Genomic DNA, 24,877 nt, shown 5'->3' with positions numbered 1-24,877 from the left:
ACACCAGCTCTCCGGCCAAAGGCCGAAGAGCTGCGCGCGTAGTATCATCTTTGACGAGAGGCTCGCCGCACTTCAGCAAAGAGATAGGCGTTAGATTCAAGCCCTTCGTCTTGCAGCCGGCGTTGCTCGGGTCGAAAGAGGTCTACGGTTTGGAAGCTTGGCCTCCCGCCCCTGTAGTTTGATCGACCTCGGTAATGGCCGTTACCGAATCCGGATTCACGACCATCATCACAGGATTGCCATCCTGGTCTTTGGCGCGCACCAGAAACGAACTCGGCATGATTTGTATGTTGGTAAAGCCGGCTGCCTGCAGATTATTCTGGATCTTGGTGCCAATCGGCGCCTGATTCTGCATCGAGCTCTGCTGCGATCCTGAACCGGAGGGCGGTGTGCTACTCGAATTTGCGCTCTGCGCAGAGGCTGCGGAAGCTGCCATCAACGCGGCGGCGACGACTACAAAAGCGGTTCGCATGTATTTGCTCCTTTGATGCGCCCCCCGAGCTCAAGTGGTTTGACAGCGCAGAGCTGCAAGTTTGCGGACGGTTTTTGACGCAAACGCTCACAAGCGATCGCAATTTTCGACTAGTGTCGTTGACCGCTCGCGCGCCCGCCTTCGATGCTCAAACGTTGGGACTTTGTTTAACGTCCCTGACCCCGAAGAGCTACCTTCGTTTCGAGCCCCGATACAAAGATACCACGTGGACGAACCTCTGGATCATTCAGCTTCTCGCTTTCATTCCATAAGCTTCTTCCACCGACGACGAAGCCAACCAGCTGGAAGGATGAAAGAGATGCCTGATAACGATGCCATCGTTGCCGTCTTCACCGATCATCAGGGTGCAGAGGCGGCCACAAAGAAACTGGCCGAAGGCGGTTTCGACTTGAAGAAACTCACTCTGGTCGGCAAGGGCTATCACAGTGAGGAAAAGATCATTGGATTTTATAACACAGGCGATCGCGTCAGATTCTGGGGCAAGTACGGCACATTCTGGGGCGGTCTGTGGGGTTTGCTCTTTGGCGGCATCTTCGTGACCGTCAGCGGGGTGGGGCCCGTCGTTGTCCTTGGATACCTCGCCGCTGTGATCCTGTCTGGCATCGAGAGCGCGATCGTAGTTGGAGGTGTGAGCGCGCTGGGAGCCGCGCTTTACAGCATCGGGATTCCGAAAGACAGCGTACTCAATTACGAGACGGCTGTGAAGGCGGACGGATTTCTGGTCATGGCCCATGGCACGGCCGAAGAGATGGCACGGGCGAAAGCTATCCTCGACACCAGCAATCCCTCACGTGTCGACGTACACGAAGACTTGCCTGAGCCGCCTCCTGCCGATCATTCCGCACACGCGGCTGTATGACACCATTGAACCTTCGCCATTTCGCGAAGGTTTCGCGGACCGGATCGGTTTAGTTTCCCACGAGGACAAGGATTACTCGGTCTTGACGCTCTTGGCGACTTACGATGTCTGACAAAGTTGGGCAACACGAGACCGGCGGCTTCGCTACTCTAATGGTGGCGATAGTGGTGCTGTTTGCCGGCTTGGGGATCTGGCAACTTCAGCATCGGATCGAGGAGCACGCGCTCCTTGCGGCCCTCGGTGAACGCGTTCGCGCAGCGCCCGTGCCTTTGCCCGATCCGTCGCAGTGGCACGCGCTGGCGGCGGAGACCGACCAATTGCGACGCGTCAGCTTTACGGCAACCTATGAGTCCCGTCTGGATGCAATGGTTTACAGCTCTGCCTCCGCCGAGCGCGCCGATATTGCGGGTCGCGGCACATGGGCCTTTCTTCCCGCCCGCCTGTCAACCGGCCAAATCGTGGCGATCAACGCGGGGTTCGTCCCGAACGCGACTCAGGACCGCGACCAACAGGATCGCGCGGTGGCCCACCTCATTACCAACAAGCCCGTCATGATGACCGGCTACATTCGTTTTCCAGAGCGGGCCGGCGCGTTCACGCCAGACGTAGAGCGCGATACTCGCCTGTGGTTCAGCCGCGATCACCTCGCAATGGCACAGGCGCTCGGCTGGGGGGAGGTCGCACCATTCTACATCGATTTGGAAGCGCCGGTGCCGGCGAGCGGCGTCCCGAAGCCCGGACCGCTTCGGGTGCGTCTGGTCGACCGTCACCTGCGATATGCGATCATCTGGCTTTCGCTTGCAGCTTTAGTGCTGTTGGCGTTTGTGGTCTCGCTGCGCGGCCGTCGGAGCCGTCGACCTCTATGAACGATGCGCCTGTCGGATGGCATTGGGCTCGTTTCATCTCGGCTGCGACTCCTGATCACGTGCTACCCAGACTGACATCTAGATCGCAATCTGGCGTCCGATCTCGACCACCTGGTCATTAGGAAGGTCGAAGAACTTGCCTACATGCTGCGCATTGCGCTCCATGAGCGCGAAGATCCGCTCTTGCCAAGCCGGGAGGCCCTTGCCGTCCGCGCGCCGGATCACCTTCTCGTGCCCGACGTAGTAGGTCACGTCGGACAGATCGATGGTGCATCCAAGTACCTTGCTCTGGGCGAGCAGTTCGACGAAATGCGGACGTTCCATGAAACCGTAATGGACCTCGGCGCGCCAGAAGTTGGGCGCAGCTTGCTCGATTCTGATCCGGTCCGTGACGGACACCCAGGGTACCGACAGCACCTTGAGGCGCAGCACGAGAAGGTGCTCGTGCAAGGCGCGGTTATGCTTGACATGCCACACCATCACCGGCGGCGTGTCGCGTTCAGTCCGAGTCAGAAACACGGCGGTGCCCGGCACTCGAGGCACATTCCTTGCCACGACCTGTGCCATGAACTCCGGGACCGGAATCAGCACGTCATGTAGTCGCTGCGAAACCGCAGCGGCGCCGCGATGCCAGATCCACATCACACCGTAAACCGCCAAGGCCAAGATCAACGGCACGTAGCCCCCCGAGGCGATCTTGACGAGATTGGCGAGGAAGAAAGTGCAGTCGACGACAAAAAGGAAGCCGGCGACCGAGCCGGCCGCCAGCATGCTCCAACCCCAGATCTCGCGCATCGCAATGAAAAGCAGAGCCGATGTCGACAGCATCGTCAGCGACACCGCGATGCCGTAAGCGGCCGCCAGATTGTCCGATTTTCCAAACCCGATGGTCAACCCGACTGTCACGATCATCAGCAGCCAGTTGACCACGCCGATGTAGATCTGACCAAAGCCCTGTGACGAGGTCTGCTTGATCAGCAGTCTCGGCAGCCAGCCAAGCTGGATCGCCTGTCGCGTCATTGAGAAAGCGCCGGTGATGATCGATTGGCTGGCAATGATGGTTGCGATGGTCGCGAGCAGTATCAGTGGCAGCAGCAGACTCTCGGGGCACAGCCTGAAGAAAATATTGCCATCGATCGGCGCGCCGTCGAGCACGAGAGCGGCCTGGCCAGCATAGTTCAGGATCAGGCTTGGAAACACGATCGCGAACTAGGCAAACCTGATCGGTCCGCTGCCAAAATGGCCGATATCGGCATAAAGCGCCTCGGCACCAGTCACGCAAAGAAATACAGCACCTAGCACGAGAAAGCCGCTAAAGCCGTTCGAGAACAAATACGATAGGCCGTAGACCGGATTAAGCGCGGCAAACACCGCCGGATGCCTCGCAATGCCGAAGATTCCCATCACGGCCATGGTCACGAACCAGATCAGCATCACGGGGCCGAACAATTGTCCGATGGTCGCCGTGCCATGTGACTGGATGGCAAACAATGCGAGCAGGATCGCCACGGCCGCCGGAACGACATAGGGCTGAAGCGCCGGCGTCACCATGTTCAGTCCTTCCAGCGCCGACAGCACCGATATCGCCGGTGTGATCGTGCCGTCGCCATAGATCAGCGCTGCCCCTAGCAAGCCGATGGCCACGAGGGTCGGCCGGTGTCGTTTCTTCACGCCGAGCAGCGCCATTAGTGCGAGAATGCCGCCCTCGCCGCCATTGTCGAAGCGCATGGCAAACAGCACATATTTGACGGTGGTGATGATAAACAGCGTCCAGAGCACCAGTGAAAGCGCGCCGAGCACGACGTGGGGAGATGGCTCGGCTGTGCCGAGAATGGTTTTGAAGGTGTAGAGCGGACTGGTTCCAATCTCGCCGAACACAACGCCAAGCGCGGACAGACTGAGCAGGGGAAGTGCGCCTCCCGCGCCGCGCCGCTCTGTATCGCTAGTCGCTGGTGTCCGGTCTCTGCGCATGCAGCTTCCATTTGGATCAGACAAACTTCTCGGCTCCTTCCCGGCCCTACAGGTCGCTGCGCGGCAACAAGGCGCCGACTAGCGATGATCGTCCATCAAGTGGTGCTTGGCGGTTGCGCCAAGCTCAGCGTCACAGAGCCAGTTCGGCTTCCGAATTGAACGGCGACAGGCCGGCATGTTTTCGGAATGACCGAGCCTCTCTGACTTTCTCATCGCTGCCCGCGGATCGCATTGCGCCAGACAACCCGACGCTTCGCTTCGCGCTTTCGGGGCACGAAGGGAAGTGGCCGTCGGGGCGAAGGGACGGCCGCAGCGCGCCTGGTTTTCGGGGCTTATGCGAGCCAAGCGCATCGAACGTAACAGTCTCTGCAAAGCAGGGTTTTGCCGTTGTTGTTGCCGCTGTCCGCGTGATCTTGCGCTCGTTCTCTCAGATGCAATGGCTCCTGCCCACACCGCACCATCTCCAGCAACAACGCGGCAGTCAGAGCAATCCCGAGCAAGCATCGCAACTCGATGTGTGGAAAATGGCGGATCCACCTGCCCGCGCCCTTCATAGCTGCTTTAGAGCTTGGGCCTCGTGGGCATCAGATGGCTGCGTACAATCACTGCGGGGGAAACGTGCAACCTGTATTCTCCTTGGGATCCTGCAAAATCCTGTTAGCTCTCGCTGGCCCGTGCCTTGCCATCTTCATGGCAGTATCGGCGCCAGCGGCTGCTTTTGAGTGTCCAGCCGCCCAGGCACGCACCAGCAGCTCGGCGATCAAGGAAACTCCCGCGCAAATAGCGCAGCTAACAAGGGAATTGGAAGGGGATGAGACAGGCAACACCGCTATGGCCACGATTTGGGAGCTTAAGTCCAAGTATCCCAAAGCTGGCTTCAACGAGATCGTCAACTACATGGTCACGGCCTACTGTCCGATTGTTGCGCAGAACGCTTCGTTGAGCGACGATGAGAAGAAAGACCGCCTAATGCGCTACTCGCGGCAGATCGAGAGACTCGCGACTCAATAGCGAGCTCTTGGGGCAAGATAGCTAAACTGTTCGCACGGCTGGACGAGGGCGGACGACATGGAACGCGAAGCGGAGCCAAGATCAATCAAATGTGGGCAATCCCCACAAATTCATCTCCAGCGATGATCAATAGTCTCATCAATGTGTAGAGGTGATCGACTCCCACAAGGATGGGGCATATCGCTCGGCGTGGAGGACGGATGAGATACAGTCCCTTCAAACCATAGCTACAGCTCTTTGGCTCCTGCTATCGATCGCATTGCGAGGCAGGCCTTGGCGATAGAACCGCGCAAATGGAATTTCCAGTGCCGCTCGGAGAACTTGCCCAACCGAAACCCCCGCAGCCTCCCAACGAGCCGCGATTCCCTGGCTTTCTCGGCTATGTGGCTATTGGGTTGCTAATTGGAATTGCGGCGCAGGAATTCCGCTGGCGAAACTGGAACATGGCACCGCCAGCTCAACTGGCGCAGGCGGAGCATGATGCTAACGCTGGTGATTATCGCGCAGCGGTGAAGTTATTCGATAGTCTCGCGAAGAAAAATGATCCGCTCGCCGAGTATTGGATAGGGCATCTGAGTGAGCTTGGTCTTGGCGTGGCCCGCGACCCGGCCAAGGCGGTCGAGTTTTACACCAGAGCCGCAGCCCAGGACGTCGCCCCGGCTGAGCTCCGGCTCGGCGAGCTATATCTGGATGGGAACCTCGTGTTGCCTGACTTTGGAAAGGCCAGGTCCTACCTGGAAAAGGCGGCCTATCATGGCGAGCCTCAGGCCGCGATGTTACTGGGCCAAATGTATCGTGATGGCATTGGAGCGCCCGCCGATCAAACCCAGGCGTATGCCTGGTCAGAAGTAGCCACTCTGGAGGGCAGCGCTTTCGCACAACGTGATCGGGATGCTGCACTCCATGACTTGAATGCTGTCGATCCAAAGACTGCAATAGCTCGCGCGCGGGAAATCCTCGACGCCATCAAGAAACAGACGCCTCCGGTCAAATCAACCACAGCGAATTGAAGCGCCGGGCAACATCTCCGCGACGCAGCTCCGTGCTCTGCAAGGGACCGCCGCCCAGGCAATGGAGGAGATCGAAAGCCTGGACGTGCTGATCATCGAGGTGAAGGGAGAGGCTGCGGACCCGCTTTGGAGCTCCACGATGGCACACCAATTGAGTACCTCCTCGATCTCTGGGATGCCGCTGCCGGTCGCACACGCCGCTGCTCATTCCGCAGCCGGTTCGCGGCCGGTCAACGCTGCGGCTGCGAGGCCGGTCGGAACGCCGGCTTTAGCGGTCTTGGTCGACTTGGCGGCCGGCGGGAGTCTCTCCCCGCTGACGGCTTCGCTCACGAACCCCTCCTGCCCAGCCTTTGCGTCAACGGCCGCGGCGCTGTCATTTCGCCGGAGTACGTCGGCTACCTCGTCAGTCGTTACTAAATTGGTCTGCCGCAATTCTGCGGGCGACAGTTCGTGCAGCTCTTCCCACGGCGGGACGCTCAGCGCGAGCGACAAGAGATCACCCCCGCCGCCCATATCGAACGTGTATTTGGCGAGCCGGCCGATGTCGCGCTCCACGATCCTCATATCGTCCGCGCTATAGGTCGCAGGCTTGGCGTCATCGGCGCGATCGCCCATCCAGATCTGATGCACCCGCACATGCGCGCCATGCGGCACGGAACGCACCCTGCCCGATAGCAGCAGAAACACACAGATGGACTCGCAATAGGACTGCGGCTCGACGCCGGTAGGCTCGTTTGCGTCGTTGCTTGTGCCGACCGTCGTCAGCATGCCAAGATTGCGCCACCGCCGCCCCAGTGCGATGGCATCGTTGACGGAACCGCCGCCGGAATCCAGCACGACCGTCGTGCCGAAGAGCTCGCGCCCGCGAGCAAATTCATCGAACTCGTTCGAAGTATCCGCGGTTACGATGCCGACGGCTCCGATCCAGCCGCCACAATTCGGCTGGCACGCGGCCCAACTGAAGCGCATCGGCAGTTTGCGTTGTTCGAGGCTCGAAATCACATACGCTGGACCACCGGACGTCTCCGCGTGACCAACTGGGATCGAAGGTCGTCCTACCGCGGGGTCGATCGGTAGAGAGCCGAAGACGGCGGCGCCAAGAAAGAGAACAAGCGCCGCCCTCCCATACCATCTGTGCTGAAACATCAATGCAAGGCCAACAATGCCCCTTCCCTTCCGAAGCGTTGGTAATTCAGCCGCCGCGCGGGACGCTCCGTTCAGTCGGGCGGCTGGTCTAAGATACATACCAGCTCGTGCTGAATTTTCTGCGCTGTCTCTGATCCCGTTTGTTTCGGCTAGGCCCGTTCAGCCAATAGGCGGCCATAAAGCAACCAAGGAGCAGTTTGCACAGAAAGCCCATTTCAGAGCCTCGCGCGCTTGTGAAGGTCGTAATTAGCGCATCAACTATCCCGCCCTCGTGGAAATCAACGTTAGTAGTCCTCTCGGGAAATCAATTGGTGGGTATTGCCCTGCTTTGATCACTATTGGCGCCTTATCCTCTATGACGGCGCTTTAACCGGACCCGGAGGATCCTTGAACAATCCATTCTAAGCGGTAGGAAATGGGAGCGGGGCAGCGCTGGACACGAAGGACGACCTATGGTTCCGCCGCGTTTTACTGCGGTGCTCCGGAACGGCTCCGCCGATCGTCCATAGCGCGCGAGCGCCTCGCGCATCCGCCGTCGATATTCATCAATTGCCTGCTTCACTTGCCCATAGCCGCGCACCTCAATTGCATTTGTGCGATACTAACGGAATCCTTGACCGACTGCGTCAACCCTTCAGTCTACTGATGGAGAACGCCGCCCCGCATAGCGCTGATCAACGCACTTGGTAATCTTGGCGAATGGCTTGGCCTTTGGAGCTCCGGGCTGATAAGGGTGCGTGCAGTAGGGGGCTTATGGGGTCTCGGGGGCGCAGGGCCGCGTGCATGCGTAACCGCTGAAATGCGACATGGACAAGCCGCGGGTGTGGGCCATCCCTTCCACCTATGATGTGTCTGCTCACTTCTTGACGAGCGGGCAATCGCTTTGCGCCAGGGGCCGGAACGCCTGATCAATCGGAATGGTCTTGATCAGCTTGGAGAGATCCCAGGGTCCCCTGCTCTCGGCGGGCGCTTTCACCTGCATGAGGTGCATCGGGTGAATTTTACGGCCGTCGGCACGAACCTCCCCCTTGCCAAATACCACGTCGTCGGTCGGCAATTCCTTCATTGTGGCGACAATCTTGGCACCGTCGTGTGTTTGCGCCGCCTCGATCGCCTTAAGGAAATGAATGGTCCCGCTGTAGTTGCCGGCGTGATCCATCGTAGGGTACAATTTATCCGTACCCGCTTTTTGCATGAATCGCCTGGTCCATTCGCGCGTCGCATCGTTCATGTCCCAGTAGAAGGCCGTCGTATAGTTGAGGCCCTGGGCAACCGGCAGGCCGAGCGAATGGAGATCGGTGATGAAAACCGCCAGCGCCGCCATCTTCTGTCCGCCGTTGACGATTCCGAATTCCGAGGCCCCTTTTATCGCATTTTGCATGTCACCGCCCGCGTTTGCCAGACCGATTACCTGCGCCTTCGAAGCCTGCGCTTGCAGCAAAAACGAGGAGAAATCCGGTGAATTCAGTGGCGCTCGCACGCTGCCGACAACTGTGCCGCCGTCGGCCTTGACCACGTCCGAAGTCTGCTTTTCCAGATCGATACCGAACGAATAATCGGTCGTGATGAAGAACCAGCTCTTGCCGCCGCCCGCAACCATCGCGCTGCCAGTCCCATGCGCCAGCGAATAGTTGTCGAACGTCCATTGCACGGTGTTGGCGTTGCACAGATCGCCGGTCAGTCGGGTGCTTCCCGCCGAGACAATGATGTCAACCTTGTTGAGCTGCTTGGTCACGCCGCTCACCGCAAGCGCCAAAGCCGAGTTGGGCACGTCGATGATCAGATCCACGCCGTCGCGCTCGTACCACTGGCGCGCTATGGACGATCCAACGTCCGGCTTGTTTTGATGATCGGCCGAGATGATCTCGATCTGCAGCTTCGAAGTTGGATTGGCCTTCTTGTAGTCTTCGACCCCGAGCTGAACCGCGGAGATTGAGCCGGCTCCGGTTGCATCGGAGTAGAGGCTAGACAAGTCGGTGAGGACGCCAATCTTCACCTTGCCGTCGAAAGGCGCCTGCGCCTCCGCCGGCAGCGACATGCCTCCCGTCATCAACCCTAGGAGCAGGGCTGGTACGACTTTCTTCATGCGTTTATCTCCCGAGACACCAGTCTAGCGATCATTGCTTTCACGCGCTTCTTCCGGCGCCATCAACGAGCTATAGAGGCATGTGCGGCGAGCGTTGATTGGAGAATGTGGAAAACAATTGTGCGATTTTGATGTGGACGGAATGTGCAGAACCGCCGCGGAATGCATAGAAAGCGAAAACTCGGCGGGTCGGAGACGGAACGAGCTAACAGACCCGATCTTAGGAGCGCGCGATCTGGAAGAATTTCGCACCCTTCCGACAGTAAGTGATGCGAGCCTGCAGGAGCGCCGTGGTCCATTCACGCCTCTGATTGGACCGGATGGCGGGTAAGACCAGCCACTTAAGTTTGCTGGCGAAATTCCTTCCGCCTCCACAGCGCACCATTTTCAATGAGGCAGGACATGACAGCCCGGCCGCCATGGTCGACCTCCAGATCTGCACACAGATGTCGCCGCGAAACGTGGCTGCGTTCTTCCACGGTCTTCTGTATTGACCTTTGACACTTCTTTCGGAACGCTATTCGGCCTGCATGAGTGCTTCGGCTGATGCCTCCAGCACACCGGCGATATGGTCCGCCAAGACACGCACCCGTGCAACACTCTTCGATTCCGAAGATTGCAGAAGCCAGACTTCTGAAAAGAAAATGGCGTCAGCCGTCAGGACTCGCGTCAGCCCAACCCTTTTCGCGACTACGGCCGGCAACACCGCCAATCCTATGCTCGTCTGCACAGCTGCCAACTGCGCACTCATCGTATGCGCTCGCAGCGCAATGGTGGCATCCGGAATCGCGTCGAACAGCCATCGTGAGAACGGTAGATAGCCGAGATTGTCATCCCACCCGATGAGTCGGTGGCTCGCCAGATCGGCCAAGCTTCTCGGTACGCCATGTCTTGCCAAGTATTCGGGGGAGCCGTAGACGGCCATTGCGATGCTACCAACTCGGCGCATCAGGTAGTCGCCGTGAGAAGGCCGCACCAAGCGGACGAGGAGATCAGCCTGTCGTTTGCTCAGGTTCATCGGCCTGACGTCTGCGAGCAATTCCAGATGGATCGCAGGATAGGCCTCGAAGAAGGACATCAAAGTAGGCACGATTACGTGGTGACCGAGCAATTCCGGCAATGCAAGGCGAACTACGCCGGCATGTTCGTCGTCCGGAACTGCACCCCCGCGCTCAAGCCAAAGAAGCTTTGCTTCGGCCTGTTCCGCGCGCTCGAAAAATGCCTTTCCTGGTCCTGTCAGGTAATAGCCGTCGCTGCGTTTATTGAAGAGTTCCGTCGCAACCGACTGCTCCAGAGCGGTGATACGACGCGCGATGGTGGAGTGACTCACCCGCAAGACGCGCGAGGCTTCTGTCAGGCCGTGGGAACGCGCCACCGCCAGGAAGTACCTCAGATCATTCCAGTCTAGAGCATTACCCACGGTCTGCACGAATATGGTTGATTATTGAGGTCTAGGGAAAGTACGCCGGCACGCCAAACTTCGTCGGTGGCGACGCACATCTCGCCGGAAAACTGCATGGCGTAAGCAAGGACCGACTCACGCTCGCTACCCTTAAGTCCGTCTCATTGCGCTCAGGACGTTTGTGCGCCCGAGGAAGGCAGGCCATTGTCGACGGTCACAGCGATCAGCGACGCGCGCAGTTGGTTCTTCAGCACCTTCCCCATCATATTCCGGGGCAGATCATCGACCACGACAACCTGCTTGGGTACCTTGTAGTTGGCAAGCCTGCTCTTGACTGTCTGAATGACGTCGGCGGGAACCGGAGGCCGGCTTCTATCCACGGGGATGACGAAGGCGACGACGCACTCGCCGAAATCGGGATGAGGCCCGCCGACCACGGCGGCCTCCCGGACGGATGGCATTTCGTCGATGACGGCTTCGACCTCCGCCGGATAGACGTTGTAGCCGCCGCTGATAATCAGATCCTTCGCGCGGCCCGTGATCGTCACGTAACCGTCTTGGTCGAGCCGGCCCAGGTCACCGCTCCGGAAGAAACCGTCCTCGGTGAATTCCGCGCTCGTTTGAGCCGGCTTCTTCCAATACTCCGAGAAGAAACCCGGCCCGCGAGCCTGTATCATACCGATGCTTCCGCCCGGAAGGGGTCGGTCGGCCTGATCGGCTATCCGCAGTTCGACGCCAGGAATGGGAAATCCGACCGACCCGGGGCGCCGCTCTCCCGCGAGGGGATTCGAGCAGATGATCATGGCCTCCGTCGACCCGTACCTCTCCAATATGCGCTGCCCGGTTCGGCCTTCGAATTCGCGGTGGACGTCCGCCGAAAGCGGCGCTGAACCCGAGACGAACAGGCGCATGGACCGGCACACGTCGTTCGAGAGACATGGATGTGCGAGCAGCCGGTGATAATAGGTCGGGACGCCCATGAAGACGGTCGATCGCGGAAGCGCTGCGAGCACGCTCTCGACGTCGAATTTCGATTGCAGAAGAACTCGGGCGCCGCTCGCGAGCGCGACGTTGAACGCGATGAACAGCCCATGACTGTGGAAGATCGGCAGCGTGTGCAGCAGGACATCCGACGATGAGAAGCCCCAGATGTCGCTCAACGTACGCGCCGAGTAGGTCAGCGCTCGATGGCTGAGAACCGCGCCTTTCGGTCTGCCGGTCGTCCCCGACGTGTATAGCAGCGCGGCAGGGTCTCCCTCGCGGACGTCAACGGTCGCGAACTCTTCGCTCGCGGCCGCTGCCGAGTCCGCGAACGTGCCGTCGCCGTCCGCGCCGAAGGAAAATGTCCTCGTCGTGGCATGCAAAACGCCCGCCTCGCCGTACTTAAAGAAGGCCTTTGGCTCCGCGTCTTCCAGCAGGTACATCAGTTCGCCGCACTTGTACGCGGTGTTCACCGGCAGATAGCAGAGCCCCGCGCGCACGCACGCCAGATAAAGCGCGAAGGCATGCGCCGACTTGTCGAGTTGCACCGCCACGCGGTCCCCCGGCTCGCAGCCGACTGCGCGCAACGCGTTGGCGTACCGCCCGGACAAGGCGTGGAGCCAAGTCCGGGTAATAGTCTTGCCATCTTCCAATTCGAAGACGACGGCCGACCCATCCCGACGGACGCCTTCCTCGAACGAAGAATAGAAGTTGCCATCTTGCATCTCACGGGATTCCTTGCACCGGGAATTAAGGGATCAGGACAATCGAGCCCGTCGTCTTGCGGCCCTCGAGGGCGCGGTGGACGTCGGCGACCTCGGCGAGCGGCGCCGTCATTCCGATTTCGGCGGTGATCGCACCCTCCTTGAGCCCCGCGAAGACGCCTTCCGCCAGTCTGACGATGCCCTCGCGTTTGGCGACGAAGGTCGCCAGAGTCGGCTTCGACAGGAAGATGGACCCCTTCTGCGCCAGTTTACTGATGTCCAACGGCGGCACGGGGCCACTTGCCTGCCCGACGCTCACCAGCATTCCGAGGGGGCGGATGGAGCCGAGCGACTTGTCGAAGGTGTCGGCACCGATGGAGTCGTATACGACGTCAACGCCAGCTCCTCCGGTGAACTTCCTGGCTTCCGCCTCGAAATCCTGATCCTTCAGGACGACGACATGAGCGCAGCCTGCGGCTTGGGCGGCCTTCACCTTTTCGGGGGAGCCCACAGTACCGATCACCGTCGCGCCGAGATGCTTTGCCCACTGCGACATCAGACGGCCAACGCCGCCCGCAGCGGTGTGGACCAGGACGTTATCGCCTTTCTTCACCTTCCAGATGTCGTGCAGCAGGTAGAAGGCGGTGCCGCCTTTGAGCATGACAGCGGCGGCGGCCTGATCTGACACTCCGTCCGGTATCTTGACGAGACGCCAGGCCGGAGCCACGCGTTTGGCAGAGTAGGCACCCGGCAGCATCCAATAGGCCACCCGGTCGCCGACCGTCACGTTGTCGACGCCGGCACCGATCGCTTCCACCACTCCGGCGGCTTCCACGCCCAGCGTGGCCGGACGAGGCAACGCGTACTGACCGGCGGTGGCGGTCCGATGATAGATGTCTATCAGGTTCACGCCGATCGCGGTGTGCCGTACAATAGCCTCGCCCTCGCCCGGCTCTTTCAGTTCGATCTCGTCGGTCTTCAGGACTTCCGGGCCGCCGGCCTCGTGTACGCGGATCGCTCTCGTCTTCATGTCACCTCCTTCTTGAGCGTCTCGGACGACAGCCGTCCGGAAATCAATTTGTAAACGATGCTGAAGTCGCGATTGGCATGTCCGCCGGCGACGAGCATCTGATAGAAGGCGGTCGCCGCGCCGGCGAGAGGCGTCGCCGCGGACGAACTCGCCGCAGCCTGCTGCGAGAGCCTCATGTCCTTGAGCATCATTTCGGCCGAAAAGCCCGGCGCGTAGTCGTTACTCGAAGGAGAGGTCGGGACCGGTCCCGGCACCGGACAATAGGCCTGCAACGCCCAGCAATTTCCCGAGCCCTTCGTGACGACGTCGTACACCGTCTGATGGTCAAGCCCGAGGCGCTCGGCCAACGTCAACACCTCGGATATGGCGACCATGCTCATGCCGGTCATCATATTGTTGCAGATCTTCATCGCCTGACCACAGCCGGCTGGACCGATGTGCACGAAGGTGTGACCCATGGCCTTGAGAGGCGGAATCGCCCGGTTGTACCCCTCTTCGGTACCGCCGATCATGAAGATCAGACGTCCGGCGATGGCCGCGGGCTGCGCGCCGGAGACCGGCGCGTCGACCATCTCGAAGTTGGCAGCGACCGCGGCTGCGTTCACCGCCCTGGCACTCTCGATGTCGACGGTCGAACAGTCGATCAGCATCGCGCCGGGACGCGCGTGCTTTAGGACCCCCTCCGAACCTTCGTACACTTCCCGGACGTGTCTGCCGGTCGGCACCATCGAGATGACGTAGTCGGCATCGCGTACAGCTTCAGCGATGCTGGTGCACGGCGTGCCACCAATCTGCTTCAGCCTGCTCAATGCTTCCGGCGAGATGTCGTAGCCAGATACGGAGAAGCCGTTGCGTGCCAGATGGGTGCACATCGGATGCCCCATATTGCCCAATCCGATGAAAGCGATTTTCTGCAACATTTCCATGCTCCTATCGTCCGATCACTTCTTCACCAGGGGGCACTTGCTTTCCGAGAGAGGGATCGATGCCTCCTCCGCGGGGATCGTACGTAGGATCTTGTAATAGTCCCAGGGCGCCTTCGACTCCGACGGGGCCTTGACCTGGATGAGATACATGTCGTGCTCCATCTTGCCGTCGACGCGCACCTTCCCGTTCTTCGCGAAGAAATCGTTTACGGGGAGCTCGCGCATTTTCGCGGCGACCGCGTCGGCGTCGTCTGTGCCGGCAGCTTTCAAGGCCTTCAGATAGTGGAGGACGGAAGAATAGACGCCGGCCTGGATCATTCCGGGCATGCGTCCGGTCAACTTCAGATAACGATTGCCGAACGCGCGGCTCTCGTCGTCACGATCCCAATAATATCCGGTGGTCGCTACGATGCCCTGCGCCGCCTGCAGCCCCAGCGCATGCACGTCGCTGATGACGAGGGCCATGCTCGCAAGCCGCTGCCCGCCCTGGACGATGCCGAATTCGGAGGCCTGCTTGACCGAATTCGTCGTATCGGCGCCGCCATTGGCGAGAGCGATGATCTGCGCCTTGCTGCTTTGGGCCTGCAGCAGAAAGGACGAGAAGTCGGGCGTCGAAAGGGGCGCACGGACCTCGCCGGCTACGGTACCGCCGTTCGCCGTGATGACCTTCCTCAGGTCCTCGGCCATCTGCTTTCCGAAGGCGTAGTCGGCCGCGAGTATAAACCAGCTCTTGCCGCCATCCTTGAGCACAGTTCGGGCGGTCCCTATGACCGACGAATAGGTGTCCCACGTCCAGGCGAAACCGAAGGGCGAGCAGTCTTCCTGGGTCAGGCGCGTGGAGCCCGGACCGGAAGCGAGCGTGATGCGCTTCTTCTCTTTCGCGAGCCCCTGCACGGCGAGGGCAACGCCGGAATTCGTCAGGTCGGCGATGGCGAGAACGTTGTCCTGATCGAACCACTTTCTCGCGATCTGTGTACCGATGTCGGCCTTGTTCTGATGGTCGGCGGATACGATTTCGATATCGCGTCCCAAGGCTTTCCCGCCAAAGTCCTCGACGGCCATCTTCGCGGCCGTCACCGAACCCAGCCCGCCGAACTCCGCGTACAGTCCGGACTGGTCGTTGAGCACTCCGATCCGGATGGGGCCGTTCTGCGCGGTTGCCGGGCAGATCGATTCCGCGGCGATGATCGCGGCGAGAGCGACCATCCTTTTCAAGCCGACCAAACGTTTCATTCCCTGCGTCCTCTCCTGTTAGCGGCTCTAGCGGCCGACTTCCGAATAAACAGATTTAGGCGTCGGCGAACCGGGCGGGTCGCCTCTCGGACCAAGCGTCAAGTCCTTCCTTCGCATCGGGCGAATCCAGACTTTCGAAGAACCTCGCATCGATGGTGGCCGGGTCATCGGAGCCTCGGGCTATCGCGTTGAGAGAGGCCTTCAGTCCGCGCACAGATTTGGGTGAACGCTGGGCCAGGGCGTCGGCTATCGCCGTGATCCGAACTCCGAGTTGCTCGGGCGCAGCTATCTCGCTGAGAAATCCGATGCGCAGCATGGTCGCGGTGTCGACCTGCTCGCCGGTGAGGAACAGGCGCTTCGCTTCCGTCAATCCGAGGCGCTCGACGTATCTGCGAAGTCCGCTGTAATAATATTCGATGCCGAGCCGCGCCGGCGACATCTGAAGGCGACAACCATCGACGCCGATGCGGAAATCGCACGACAGAGCGATGTCGGTCGCTCCGCCGTAGACGTTGCCGTTGATTCCGCACACGGTCGGGATCGGCAGCGTTTCAATCAGGTCGCAAAGCCTTGCGAACGCCGCGGTGCTCTGCCGCGCCTTGGGCCCGGAGAGCGTTTCCAGATCGAAGCCCGAGCTGAAGCTCGGCCCTCTCGCCGTGATGACCAGTACGCGTGCCGCGCCGTCCTTCGCCAACTCTTCCAGCATCGCCGACATCGCCTCGATGTCGGCCGGCTCGAACCGATTGTGCCGATCGGGCCGGTTCAGAGCGATACGGGCGACCGCGCCCCCGATCTCGAGCGACGGACATGCCCCAGCCATCGGGCGAGCTTGTTCCATAAGTGCTTTATTTGCTATTAAAAAAATATTTGTCAACATAAAAAAAATATGTGAGGGTCGGTGATCGGTCCGCGACGCGGTCGGGGGTAGCGTCTAGAAGGTGATGATTGGGATGGATTGCGCCTTGCTGAACCGAAAGACGTACCGAACGGAAGAGATCGCGAAATGGATTCGCGACGAGATCGAGGCGGGCTCGTTCCCGCCAGGCACGCGTTTGGAAGAACGACCGCTTTCTGAGCGCTTTGGCGTCTCGAAAACCCCGGTTCGGGAAGCCCTCATCCAACTCGCGACAATCGGGATGGTCGAACTCCGCCAGCGCCGGGGCGCGATGGTGACGGTACTCAGCGTCGACCAGGTCGTCTCGATGTTCGAAGTCATGACCGAACTTGAAACGATGGCAGCCAAGCTCGCGGCGAACCGCATGTCGGCGTCGGACCGGAGCGAACTGTCCAGGATCCATAGCCGCAGCGAGGCCTGCATCCCCGCCGAGGATTTCGAGGCGTACGACGCCATCAACAAGGAATTCCACGAACTGATCTACCGAGGTTCGTGCAACGACTACCTCGAAACGAGCGTCAAGGACGTGCGCAGCCGCCTTCGCGTATATCGCCGGTATCCCTTCACGAAGGCCGGACGGATACGCCAATCGTTCTCCGATCACGCGCAGATCGTTCAGGCGATCTCGAGGGGCGACGGTGATGCGGCAGCCGCCGCCATGCGCGATCACATCAGCATCGGCGGGCGTGTTTTCGCCGATCTGGTCGCCGATATGCGGCGGCGGGCTTGAGAGTCTTTCGCGACCGATCCGTCCGAGATGGAAGTTCGAACGAGAAAAAAGGAGGACGTCATGAACACCGTCGTCAACGATCAAAAGGTACGGCGCCAACTCATGTTGATCGGCGGCGAATGGGTGCCCGCCGCATCCGGCGAAACCATCGCCGTGGAGAATCCGGGACGCCGCCAGATCATCGCGACGGTGCCGCGCGGCGGCGCCGAGGATGTCGACCTCGCGGTCAAGAAGGCCCACGCGGCGTTCGCATCCTGGAAACGGACGCCCCCTCGCGAACGCGGTCGCCTGCTGCAGACCATCGCCGAAAAGATCGAAGCCGAGCATGAGAACCTCGCGCGACAGGTCGCCGAGGAGACCGGAAACGCGCTGAGGACGCAGGCGCGCCCCGAAATCAAGATCGCTGCCGACATCTTCCGGTACTTTGGCGGGTTGGCCTCTGAGCTCAAGGGAGAAACTCTTCCTCTTGGCCATGACCTCCTCAGCTTCACGCAGCGCGAGCCCCTTGGCGTCGTGGCCGCCGTGATCCCCTGGAACGCGCCGTTCCTGCTGGCGTCGCTGAAGATCGCCCCCGCTCTGTGCGCCGGCAACACGGTGGTGATGAAGACAGCAGAGGACGCTCCCCTCGCGGTTTTGGAGCTCGCCAAGATCTGTTCCGACGTCCTTCCTTCCGGCACGCTGAGCATGCTTTCCGGCACCGGCCAGGAATGCGGCGCGCCGCTCCTCAATCATCCGCTCGTCGCCAAGCTCTCGTTCACAGGCTCGACGGCGGTCGGCAAGCTGGTCATGGAAGCCGCGGCGAAGCGCGTGCTGCCGGTCTCGCTCGAACTGGGGGGCAAGAGTCCGTCGATCGTCTACCCCGATGCGACAGACGACTGGGTCATAGAAGGGCTCGTCGCCGCGATGCGCTTCACCCGTCAAAGTCAATCCTGCACGGCCGGGTCCCGCCTGTTCCTTCACCGCAAGATCTACGACAACGTTCTCGAACGTCTTGTCGAGGCGACTTCGAAGCTGCGCGTCGGCGACCCGCTGGCCGAGGAGAGCGACGTCGGTGCGATCATCAACGAGCGCCAGTACAACAAGGTCTGCGGCTACATCGAAGACGGCATGAAGCAGAGCGGCTCGAAGCTGCTCTGTGGCGGCCACCCACGCGACGACAAGTCCCTCGGGGACGGCTATTACTTGCGTCCGACGATTTTCGCGCAAGGTACGAACGACTGGCGACTGGCCCGAGAGGAGATCTTCGGGCCCGTGCTGGTCGCAATCCCTTGGGAAGACGAGGACGACGTAATCCGGATGGCCAACGATTCCCATTACGGTCTTGCCGCCTACGTCTGGACGCACGACATCGGCAAGGCTTTGCGCGCCGCGCGCGACATCGAGTCCGGATGGGTACAGGTCAATCAGGGCGGCGGTCAAATGCCCGGCCATTCCTACGGCGGGTACAAGCAGAGCGGGCTCGGCCGCGAATTCTCCCTCGCCGCGATGCTCGACAGCTTCACGCAGACGAAGAACATCACGGTCAATCTCGTCCGCTAGACGGGTGATGCAAAGAACCGCTCCCGCACCGACGGTGCGAGAGCGGAGTCAGAGGGAGGAGCCCTCTATGAGGGCCGCCGTCACCGACCCGAACGTCGATCGCCTCGTCGCAGGAACGAGTTTCGCTCGGCGGCCCTGTCGGTCCGACCTCGTAAAAACTGGATCACGGTAATGGAGCCGGCGCATACGAGAGCAGCAATTGCGCGAGCAACCGCGGATTGGTGATGTTCGGACTGTGACTGGCGTCGATCCCATGGAACGCCCATTCAGGATCCTGAGAAAACCGGTCGGCGAACTGGCGAAAGAAATCCTTATTCGCTTTCCGGGTACAGTGAATGTAGGACCGCGGAGAAGCAGGTTTCGTGTGCGACAGTCGCAGCCGTTGTGAAAACGTCCGCACGGGCTGATGCCGGCGCAAGGGCGTCGTCCAGGCGATGTCCTCTGCGGACGTATCCGGCGCCAAGGCCACCGGCGGGATCAGCCATCCTTCGATGGGAGCGGCAAAGCTGGATTCGCCGCCCGTCAGATCGTACAGAGACTCTCCGTCCTGCGGTACGAAGGCGTCGACGTAGATCATCTGTCTGACTCGCTCGCGGATGCGATCGGCGAGCGCCGTGGCGACCATTCCGCCGTAGCTGTGACCTACCAGGATGATGTCGGTCAAATCCTCGTACTCGATCACGTTCCTCACGTCCTGAATGTGAGTTTCGAGATCCACCAGCGGGTTGGTGAGATGGGCGCGCTCGCCCAGGCCGGTATAAGTCGGAACGAGAACCTCGTGATCTTCGGTGCGAAGAATGTCACGGATCCTTTTCCACGCCCAGTTACCGGCCCAAGCTCCGTGACAAATCAGGTAGGTCGCCATCAACAACTCCCGAGCACGAATACCTCACGATCTTGACGATAATCGCGGGCTTTCATTCGTCCTGTTTTCGTGCGGGGGCCATCAAAAAAAGTGAAAAATAGTTTTGCACTTGTGGCGGATTCTTCCATCCGACGAGCGTGGGCAAAGATGAAAGACGGCGATCGGCATTTGAGCGAGACCTTCGTCTGAACACCGCTTGCACACCGACCGAGCTGCATTATTCGCTGAAGGACGTATTCCTAGTCGGCCACTTCGACGACTATCTTTCCCCTCGCGCGACGCGCACTCATCGTTTCGAACGCCTCCTGGAAGTTCGCGAAGGAAAACGTGTGCGTCGGCGGCGGCTCGAGCGACCGCCTTTCCAAGGCGACGCAAACATCCTGCATCAGTCGGTCGTAGACGTCCGGCTCAAATTTTCGAATTTGAGCGCTGTCGACGCCAGTGAGCGAGGCTCCTTTCAAGAGGGCGATGTTGAACGGAAGGGCTGGGATTTTTCCGGCAGCGAACCCGACGACAAGATGCTGCCCCTTCCAGGCCAGCGTGCGAAAGGCAACGGGCGAGATTTCACCGCCGACCGCATCGAAAACGACGTTCACTGCGCGTCCCTGGGTGAGCGACTTCAACGTCTCCCGCCAATTCTCCAGCGTATAGTCGATTGCAGCGTCCGCTCCTTGCGAACATGCGAACGATCGCTTTTCCTCCGACGAAGCGGCGGCGATCACATGCGCTCCCAAACTCTTCCCGACCTTGATCGCCGCGGTCCCCGTTCCGCCTGCCGCTCCGAGCACCAGGAGGATCTCTCCCCCGCGCAGCGCCGCCCGCTCTTGGAGGCCATAGGTCGCGGTGAGATAGTTCACAGGAATCGCGGCGGACTGAACGAAAGAGAGGTTCTCGGGAATTCTGAACAGCTCGTTTTCCGGCACCACGATCTCTTCGGCCAACGCTCCCCTTGAAACCAGTCCGAAGACCCGATCGCCCGCCGCTACCCGAGAAACAGCTTCGCCGATCTCATCCACCACACCGGCAAATTCCATCCCAGGAACGAAGGGAAGCGGATCTCTGGTCTGATAGAGCCCCTGCACCTTAAGACCGTCGACGAAGCCGATGCCGGCGGCCTTGATCCGAACGCGCACGCGTCCTCGGGGCAGATCTGAGGTCGGGACGTCCTGGATACGGAGCGACTGAACCGGCGAGAATTGTTCGACAAGAACCGCCTTCATTTGTTCCTCCTCCGAACGGGATGGCCCGGAGCTGGTGCCGCCATCGACCGAATACGGCTACTTCCTTTCGACTAAGTGCTTCCCTCATTCACAAGGATCAGGGAAGTAGAATCAGGGAACCCGAAGTCTTCCTGGCCTCAAGATCCCGATGCGCCTGAGCAGCGTCAGGCAGCAAGTACTCCGTAACCCCAGCGGCCTTTATCGTTCCGCTCTCGATAGCCTCGAACACCGCCGCAGCGCCTTTTTCCAAATCCGGGCGTTTCGCCGTGTAATGCGCGATGGAGGGCCTCGTCACGAAAAGCGAGCCTTTCGCGCCAAGCACACCCAGATCGAACGGCGGCACCGGCCCCGAGGAGGTGCCAAAGCTGACCAAAGTGCCGGTCATCCGCAAGCAATCCAGCGAACCTCCAAACGTCTGCGCTCCGACCGAGTCGTAGACGACCGCGACGCCCTCGCCCTTCGTGATCTCCTTCACTTGCTCGACGAAGCTCTGCTTCGTGTAGACAATCGGATGATCGCAGCCGTTGGCGCGCACGAGCTTCGTTTTCTCTTCGCTTCCGACCGTGCCGATGACAGTTGCTCCCATTGCCTTCAGCCACTGGCACGCGATCAGGCCAATACCGCCGGCAGCAGCGTGCCACAGGACGAAGTCCCCGGCCTTCACCTGGTGACAGCGCCGGATGAGATATTCGACCGTCAAACCTTTGAAGGTAAGGCTCGCGGCCGCCTTGCTGGACACTTCCGCTGGGAGCTTTACAACCCGGGCGGCAGGTGCGTTTCTGACCGTGGCATACGCCCCGGGAGGGCCACCGGCATAGGCAACGCGGTCGCCTACGGCGAAGTCAGAGACTCCGCTGCCTACCGCTTCGATCGTGCCGGCTCCCTCGACGCCGATGCCACTGGGTAGCGGAAGGGGATATATCCCGGAACGATGATAGACGTCGATATAATTGACACCGATCGCTTCGTGGCGGATCTGCACCTGTCCTTCCGCAGGCGGAGGAACCTGGTCCGAGACCCATTCGAGTACGTCGGGGCCCCCGGTACGAGAAAACTTGAAGGCGTGCGCGGTGGTGGTCATTTCAAAAATGCTCCAGAAAACTGCCGAAGACGTTTTTCTGCTCTTTTGCCTGACCGACCAGCGGCAATCACGCAAAAGCGTTTTTCAAAATTGAAAAGCGCGGCGGGCATTCGGTCGTGGAACGGCGCCAGAGAGCCCTTAGCCGAGGTCCATGAATTCGGCCGAGGATTGCTGAAGCGCCTCCGCGACATGGTCGGCAAGCACCCTCACGCGAGCAAACGAACTAGAGCCCGGCGCCTGCAACATCCATATGTCGGAGGAGAACGGAGCCTCCTCCTTGAGGACCCGGACCAACCCGAATTTCTTGGCGACGAACGCCGGCAAAACAGCGAGACCGAGATTGGCTTCGACCGCCGCCAACTGTGCGCTCATGGTGTGGGCGCGGAAAACCACGTTCGTTTCGGGCAAGGCGTCCAGCAGCCAACGAGAGAATGGCAAGAATCCGAGTTCGGCTTCCCAGCCGATCATGCGGTGAGTCAGCAAATCTGACGGCACCGCGGGCGAGCCGTGCGCCGCCAGATACGCCGGCGAACCATACAGCGCGAGCGCGATGCGGCCTACCCGGCGGACCAGGTAGTCTCCTTGCGTTGGATGCACAAGACGCACGAGAACGTCGGCTTCACGCCTGCTCAAGCGCATCGGGCGCACGTCAGCGATGACCTCCAGCCGGATGGAGGGATGGCGCTCGCTGAAAGTGGCAAGAGAAGGAATGATAAAGTGTTGGCCCAGCAATTCCGGAACCGCCAAGCGGACGATCCCGGCGAGGCTCTCCGCCGGGAAGGCCGCCCCCCGTTCCAACCACAGAAGATGGGCCTCCGCCTGCTCAGCGGGTTCGAACAACGCTTCGCCTGCGGTCGTCAAGCTGTATCCGTCGTGGCGCTTGGTAAAGAGACCTCTTCCGATGGTATGTTCGAGAGCCGCAATCCGACGTGCGATCGTCGCCTGGCTCACTCTCAGCTCCCGGGACGCTTCCGTCAGACTGTGAAGCCGGGCCACGGCCAAGAAGTAACGCAGATCGTTCCAATCCAAGCACAACTCCATTTCCCGAAGCGGGCTGCGGCGCGGGCGATTTCCGTGTTGGCCGCCGCCGCGCAGCAAGAAGGCGTTCTTCGGTTTGCATCGTAGGGACGATCGCTGAAACAATTCAAGCTGATTTCCGGCGAGACGCCGTGCAACACGATGCCCGTCGGCTCGCGACGTGCCGCGGACAAAAATCTCGTTGCGCCGACCGTGAAAATTCCGACTGCTCGAGCCGCTTGAGGGCCGAACCTCTGATCGCCTCTGTGCATTGAAAACCGTAACCACCATCTGCCATCGATGCAAAGGCAGTGATCAGCGGCTCGAGGAAGCGATGGCGCCCGCCGCATACGTGGTTGGAACTGCAAATCCGCCTTACATACTAATAGCCAGAGTCGCCTCCGCGCCTGACGTACTGTTCTGGTCCTTGCAATATTGGCGATCAGCGCCATCGCGCTTGCCGTCCAGCCCCCGCTACCCATCACAAAGGTGCGCTGTCCGCGGGGTATGAAACAAGCTCTGCGGACGGTGCAAACCTGGTCGCCGCCAGCCGTTCCATGGTGCTACTTGAGCTGCTGCCGGTTTGATGGACACCCGGTTAAGCTAATCCCACCTTGCGCTCGAACTCAACAGGGCTGAGGTATCCGATCGTCGAATGACGCCGGACGGCGTTATAGAACCGCTCGATGTAGTCGAACACATCTGCTCTTGCCTCGTTCCTGGTTCGATAGGTCTTGCGCTCGGTGCGCTCGGTCTTCAACGACGAGAAGAAGCTCTCCATCGCGGCGTTGTCCCACACATTGCCGGACCGGCTCATGCTGCAAACGATGCCGCTGTCAGCCATCAAGCGCTGGAACTGTTCGCTGACGTATTGGCTGCCGCGATCGGAATGATGCATCAAGGCATCCGGCTTGCCGCGCCGCCAGATGGCCATCAGAAGGCCGTCCGCAACCAACTGAGCTGTCATGCTGGCGCTCATCGACCAGCCGACCACCCGGCGCGAGAATAGGTCGATCACGGCCGACACATAGAGCCAGCCCTCGGCGGTCCAGATGTAGGTGAAGTCGGCGATCCACTTCTGGTTCGGCCGCTCGGCCACAAACTGACGATCCAGAAGATTCGCCGGCACGTTCGCTATCTGGCGATTGCCTTCGTCCTTCGGCAGGCGCCGGCGCCTTGGCCGCGCCCGTAAGGCCTGCAGGCGCATCAGCCGCTCGATCCGATGCAGACCGCAGTCGACGCCGTCCGCCAGAAGGTCTCTCCAGACGCGCCGTGCGCCGTAGGTCCGGTCGCTGGCAAGGAAGCTTGCCTTGATCCGCTGGCCTACCGTCTCGTCGCTTCGGGATCTGGCGCTGGGCGATCGGTTCAGCCAGGCATGGAAGCCCGACCGCGACACGCCCATTGCTTCGCATAGCCATGCCACCGGCCAGATATTCCGGTGCTTCGCGATGAAGACGAACTTCATGTCGCTTCCTTCGCGAAGTAGGCAGCGGCCTTTTTTAGGATGTCCCGCTCTGCCTTCAGCTTGGTGACCTCGCGCCGCAGCCGCTCGATTTCCAATTGCTCAGGCTTCATCTGCCCGTGGCCGGGGAAGGCCTGCACAGGGTCGGAGCCGAACTCCTTCACCCATTTGCGCAGCACGTTCTCATGCACGCCCAGGTCTCGGCCCGCTTGCGCCACCGACACCCCGCGCTCCCTGACAAGCTTGACCGCCTCAACCTTGAACTCTCGACTGAACTTCCGTCTCTGCATGACAACCTCCGGCTTCATGAAACACCCAATCTTGGTGTCCATCAAACCGGCAGCAGCTCA

General features: G+C 60.5%; 21 protein-coding genes and 1 pseudogene. 6 read left to right on the top strand and 16 right to left on the bottom strand.

All coding sequences use genetic code 11. The features are described 5' to 3' along the window. Positions 1 to 142: 142 nt before the first annotated feature. Positions 143 to 472, bottom strand: a complete 330-nt coding sequence (locus YUA_RS50260) for a hypothetical protein (protein ID WP_156947250.1) — start codon at positions 470 to 472, stop codon at positions 143 to 145. Positions 473 to 791: 319 nt separating this feature from the next. Between YUA_RS50260 and YUA_RS45070 the strand changes: the two genes are divergently transcribed. Continuing rightward, positions 792 to 1,352, top strand: coding sequence for a DUF1269 domain-containing protein (locus YUA_RS45070; protein ID WP_156947248.1), 561 nt, complete (start codon positions 792 to 794; stop codon positions 1,350 to 1,352). A gap of 104 nt (positions 1,353 to 1,456) precedes the next feature. Continuing rightward, positions 1,457 to 2,218: an SURF1 family protein gene (locus tag YUA_RS0127015; protein ID WP_027533522.1), complete on the top strand. Its 762-nt coding sequence runs from the start codon at positions 1,457 to 1,459 to the stop codon at positions 2,216 to 2,218. Between the two features lie 78 nt (positions 2,219 to 2,296). On the opposite strand, the gene YUA_RS52730 is transcribed toward YUA_RS0127015, so the two are convergent. Further along, the gene (locus YUA_RS52730; RefSeq protein ID WP_371259912.1) at positions 2,297 to 2,785 is read right to left on the bottom strand and encodes a hypothetical protein; all 489 of its coding nucleotides are present in this window, start codon (positions 2,783 to 2,785) and stop codon (positions 2,297 to 2,299) included. 9 nt (positions 2,786 to 2,794) lie between these two features. Beyond that, positions 2,795 to 4,189, bottom strand: a pseudogene (locus YUA_RS45065) (KUP/HAK/KT family potassium transporter); the annotation flags it as partial. A 690-nt stretch (positions 4,190 to 4,879) separates the two neighbouring features. On the opposite strand from YUA_RS45065, the gene YUA_RS0127005 reads away from it, so the two are divergent. Then, a complete protein-coding gene (locus YUA_RS0127005) occupies positions 4,880 to 5,200 on the top strand; it encodes a hypothetical protein (RefSeq protein WP_027533521.1) in 321 nt (106 codons plus the stop codon). A gap of 293 nt (positions 5,201 to 5,493) precedes the next feature. Beyond that, on the top strand, positions 5,494 to 6,210 hold the full coding sequence (locus YUA_RS47060; RefSeq protein WP_051383378.1) for a tetratricopeptide repeat protein: 717 nt from the start codon (positions 5,494 to 5,496) through the stop codon (positions 6,208 to 6,210). Between the two features lie 204 nt (positions 6,211 to 6,414). Here the strand turns inward: YUA_RS47060 and YUA_RS45055 are convergent, their stop codons facing one another. From YUA_RS45055 to YUA_RS0126955, 8 genes are all read right to left on the bottom strand, one after another. After that, entirely contained in the window at positions 6,415 to 7,356 is a 942-nt protein-coding gene (locus YUA_RS45055; protein WP_156947246.1) for a hypothetical protein, read from the bottom strand. A gap of 856 nt (positions 7,357 to 8,212) precedes the next feature. Then, complete coding sequence (locus YUA_RS0126990) at positions 8,213 to 9,442, bottom strand: ABC transporter substrate-binding protein (protein WP_027533520.1); 1,230 nt, start codon at positions 9,440 to 9,442, stop codon at positions 8,213 to 8,215. Positions 9,443 to 9,959: 517 nt separating this feature from the next. Beyond that, positions 9,960 to 10,862, bottom strand: a complete 903-nt coding sequence (locus YUA_RS0126980) for a LysR family transcriptional regulator (RefSeq protein WP_035971982.1) — start codon at positions 10,860 to 10,862, stop codon at positions 9,960 to 9,962. Positions 10,863 to 11,014: 152 nt separating this feature from the next. Further along, entirely contained in the window at positions 11,015 to 12,550 is a 1,536-nt protein-coding gene (locus tag YUA_RS45050) for an AMP-binding protein (protein ID WP_063627819.1), read from the bottom strand. A gap of 25 nt (positions 12,551 to 12,575) precedes the next feature. Beyond that, positions 12,576 to 13,559, bottom strand: a complete 984-nt coding sequence (locus YUA_RS0126970; RefSeq protein ID WP_027533518.1) for a quinone oxidoreductase — start codon at positions 13,557 to 13,559, stop codon at positions 12,576 to 12,578. Beyond that, positions 13,556 to 14,479, bottom strand: a complete 924-nt coding sequence (gene mmsB, locus YUA_RS45045; RefSeq protein WP_245285260.1) for a 3-hydroxyisobutyrate dehydrogenase — start codon at positions 14,477 to 14,479, stop codon at positions 13,556 to 13,558. Before mmsB ends, YUA_RS0126970 begins: the two co-directional genes overlap by 4 nt. Before the next feature lie 21 nt (positions 14,480 to 14,500). Beyond that, entirely contained in the window at positions 14,501 to 15,718 is a 1,218-nt protein-coding gene (locus YUA_RS0126960; RefSeq protein WP_027533517.1) for an ABC transporter substrate-binding protein, read from the bottom strand. Positions 15,719 to 15,773: 55 nt separating this feature from the next. Beyond that, the gene (locus tag YUA_RS0126955; protein ID WP_051383375.1) at positions 15,774 to 16,538 is read right to left on the bottom strand and encodes an enoyl-CoA hydratase/isomerase family protein; all 765 of its coding nucleotides are present in this window, start codon (positions 16,536 to 16,538) and stop codon (positions 15,774 to 15,776) included. Positions 16,539 to 16,680: 142 nt separating this feature from the next. Here YUA_RS0126955 and YUA_RS0126950 point away from each other — a divergent pair, with 142 nt between their 5' ends. Together YUA_RS0126950 and YUA_RS0126945 are read left to right on the top strand one after the other, a co-directional pair. Continuing rightward, the gene (locus tag YUA_RS0126950) at positions 16,681 to 17,343 is read left to right on the top strand and encodes a GntR family transcriptional regulator (RefSeq protein ID WP_027533515.1); all 663 of its coding nucleotides are present in this window, start codon (positions 16,681 to 16,683) and stop codon (positions 17,341 to 17,343) included. Between the two features lie 60 nt (positions 17,344 to 17,403). Continuing rightward, entirely contained in the window at positions 17,404 to 18,882 is a 1,479-nt protein-coding gene (locus tag YUA_RS0126945; RefSeq protein WP_027533514.1) for an aldehyde dehydrogenase family protein, read from the top strand. A gap of 163 nt (positions 18,883 to 19,045) precedes the next feature. Here YUA_RS0126945 and YUA_RS0126940 read toward each other — a convergent pair whose 3' ends face one another. The 5 genes from YUA_RS0126940 to YUA_RS0126920 form a co-directional block, all read right to left on the bottom strand. Continuing rightward, positions 19,046 to 19,747: an alpha/beta fold hydrolase gene (locus YUA_RS0126940; RefSeq protein ID WP_027533513.1), complete on the bottom strand. Its 702-nt coding sequence runs from the start codon at positions 19,745 to 19,747 to the stop codon at positions 19,046 to 19,048. A 239-nt stretch (positions 19,748 to 19,986) separates the two neighbouring features. Further along, positions 19,987 to 20,967 carry an NADPH:quinone oxidoreductase family protein gene (locus tag YUA_RS0126935; RefSeq protein ID WP_027533512.1) on the bottom strand — a complete coding sequence of 327 codons (981 nt, stop codon included), beginning with the start codon at positions 20,965 to 20,967 and terminating at the stop codon, positions 19,987 to 19,989. Positions 20,968 to 21,064: 97 nt separating this feature from the next. Next, positions 21,065 to 22,048, bottom strand: coding sequence for a quinone oxidoreductase (locus tag YUA_RS0126930; RefSeq protein ID WP_027533511.1), 984 nt, complete (start codon positions 22,046 to 22,048; stop codon positions 21,065 to 21,067). 138 nt (positions 22,049 to 22,186) lie between these two features. Next, a complete protein-coding gene (locus tag YUA_RS0126925) occupies positions 22,187 to 23,077 on the bottom strand; it encodes a LysR family transcriptional regulator (RefSeq protein ID WP_027533510.1) in 891 nt (296 codons plus the stop codon). A 586-nt stretch (positions 23,078 to 23,663) separates the two neighbouring features. Beyond that, positions 23,664 to 24,817 (bottom strand): IS3 family transposase gene (locus YUA_RS0126920; RefSeq protein ID WP_156947059.1). Its coding sequence is split into 2 segments (ribosomal slippage): positions 23,664 to 24,568 and positions 24,568 to 24,817, totalling 1,155 coding nucleotides; the frame shifts between segments, so codons are not numbered across the junction. Positions 24,818 to 24,877: the final 60 nt, after the last annotated feature.

This window comes from Bradyrhizobium sp. WSM3983 (assembly GCF_000473045.1).
In the GTDB taxonomy this organism is placed as follows: Bacteria; Pseudomonadota; Alphaproteobacteria; order Rhizobiales; family Xanthobacteraceae; genus Bradyrhizobium.
Note: the sequence above shows the minus strand (reverse complement) of the source record. Positions and strands in the feature narration are given on the sequence as shown.

Coding starts and splice junctions, on each gene's coding strand:
- YUA_RS50260 (WP_156947250.1), bottom strand. CDS start 472: ATGCGAACCGCTTTTGTAGTCGTCGCCGCCGCGTTGATGGCAGCTTCC.
- YUA_RS45070 (WP_156947248.1), top strand. CDS start 792: ATGCCTGATAACGATGCCATCGTTGCCGTCTTCACCGATCATCAGGGT.
- YUA_RS0127015 (WP_027533522.1), top strand. CDS start 1,457: ATGTCTGACAAAGTTGGGCAACACGAGACCGGCGGCTTCGCTACTCTA.
- YUA_RS52730 (WP_371259912.1), bottom strand. CDS start 2,785: ATGGCACAGGTCGTGGCAAGGAATGTGCCTCGAGTGCCGGGCACCGCC.
- YUA_RS0127005 (WP_027533521.1), top strand. CDS start 4,880: ATGGCAGTATCGGCGCCAGCGGCTGCTTTTGAGTGTCCAGCCGCCCAG.
- YUA_RS47060 (WP_051383378.1), top strand. CDS start 5,494: ATGGAATTTCCAGTGCCGCTCGGAGAACTTGCCCAACCGAAACCCCCG.
- YUA_RS45055 (WP_156947246.1), bottom strand. CDS start 7,356: ATGTTTCAGCACAGATGGTATGGGAGGGCGGCGCTTGTTCTCTTTCTT.
- YUA_RS0126990 (WP_027533520.1), bottom strand. CDS start 9,442: ATGAAGAAAGTCGTACCAGCCCTGCTCCTAGGGTTGATGACGGGAGGC.
- YUA_RS45050 (WP_063627819.1), bottom strand. CDS start 12,550: ATGCAAGATGGCAACTTCTATTCTTCGTTCGAGGAAGGCGTCCGTCGG.
- YUA_RS0126970 (WP_027533518.1), bottom strand. CDS start 13,559: ATGAAGACGAGAGCGATCCGCGTACACGAGGCCGGCGGCCCGGAAGTC.
- mmsB (WP_245285260.1), bottom strand. CDS start 14,479: ATGTTGCAGAAAATCGCTTTCATCGGATTGGGCAATATGGGGCATCCG.
- YUA_RS0126960 (WP_027533517.1), bottom strand. CDS start 15,718: ATGAAACGTTTGGTCGGCTTGAAAAGGATGGTCGCTCTCGCCGCGATC.
- YUA_RS0126955 (WP_051383375.1), bottom strand. CDS start 16,538: ATGGCTGGGGCATGTCCGTCGCTCGAGATCGGGGGCGCGGTCGCCCGT.
- YUA_RS0126945 (WP_027533514.1), top strand. CDS start 17,404: ATGAACACCGTCGTCAACGATCAAAAGGTACGGCGCCAACTCATGTTG.
- YUA_RS0126940 (WP_027533513.1), bottom strand. CDS start 19,747: ATGGCGACCTACCTGATTTGTCACGGAGCTTGGGCCGGTAACTGGGCG.
- YUA_RS0126935 (WP_027533512.1), bottom strand. CDS start 20,967: ATGAAGGCGGTTCTTGTCGAACAATTCTCGCCGGTTCAGTCGCTCCGT.
- YUA_RS0126930 (WP_027533511.1), bottom strand. CDS start 22,048: ATGACCACCACCGCGCACGCCTTCAAGTTTTCTCGTACCGGGGGCCCC.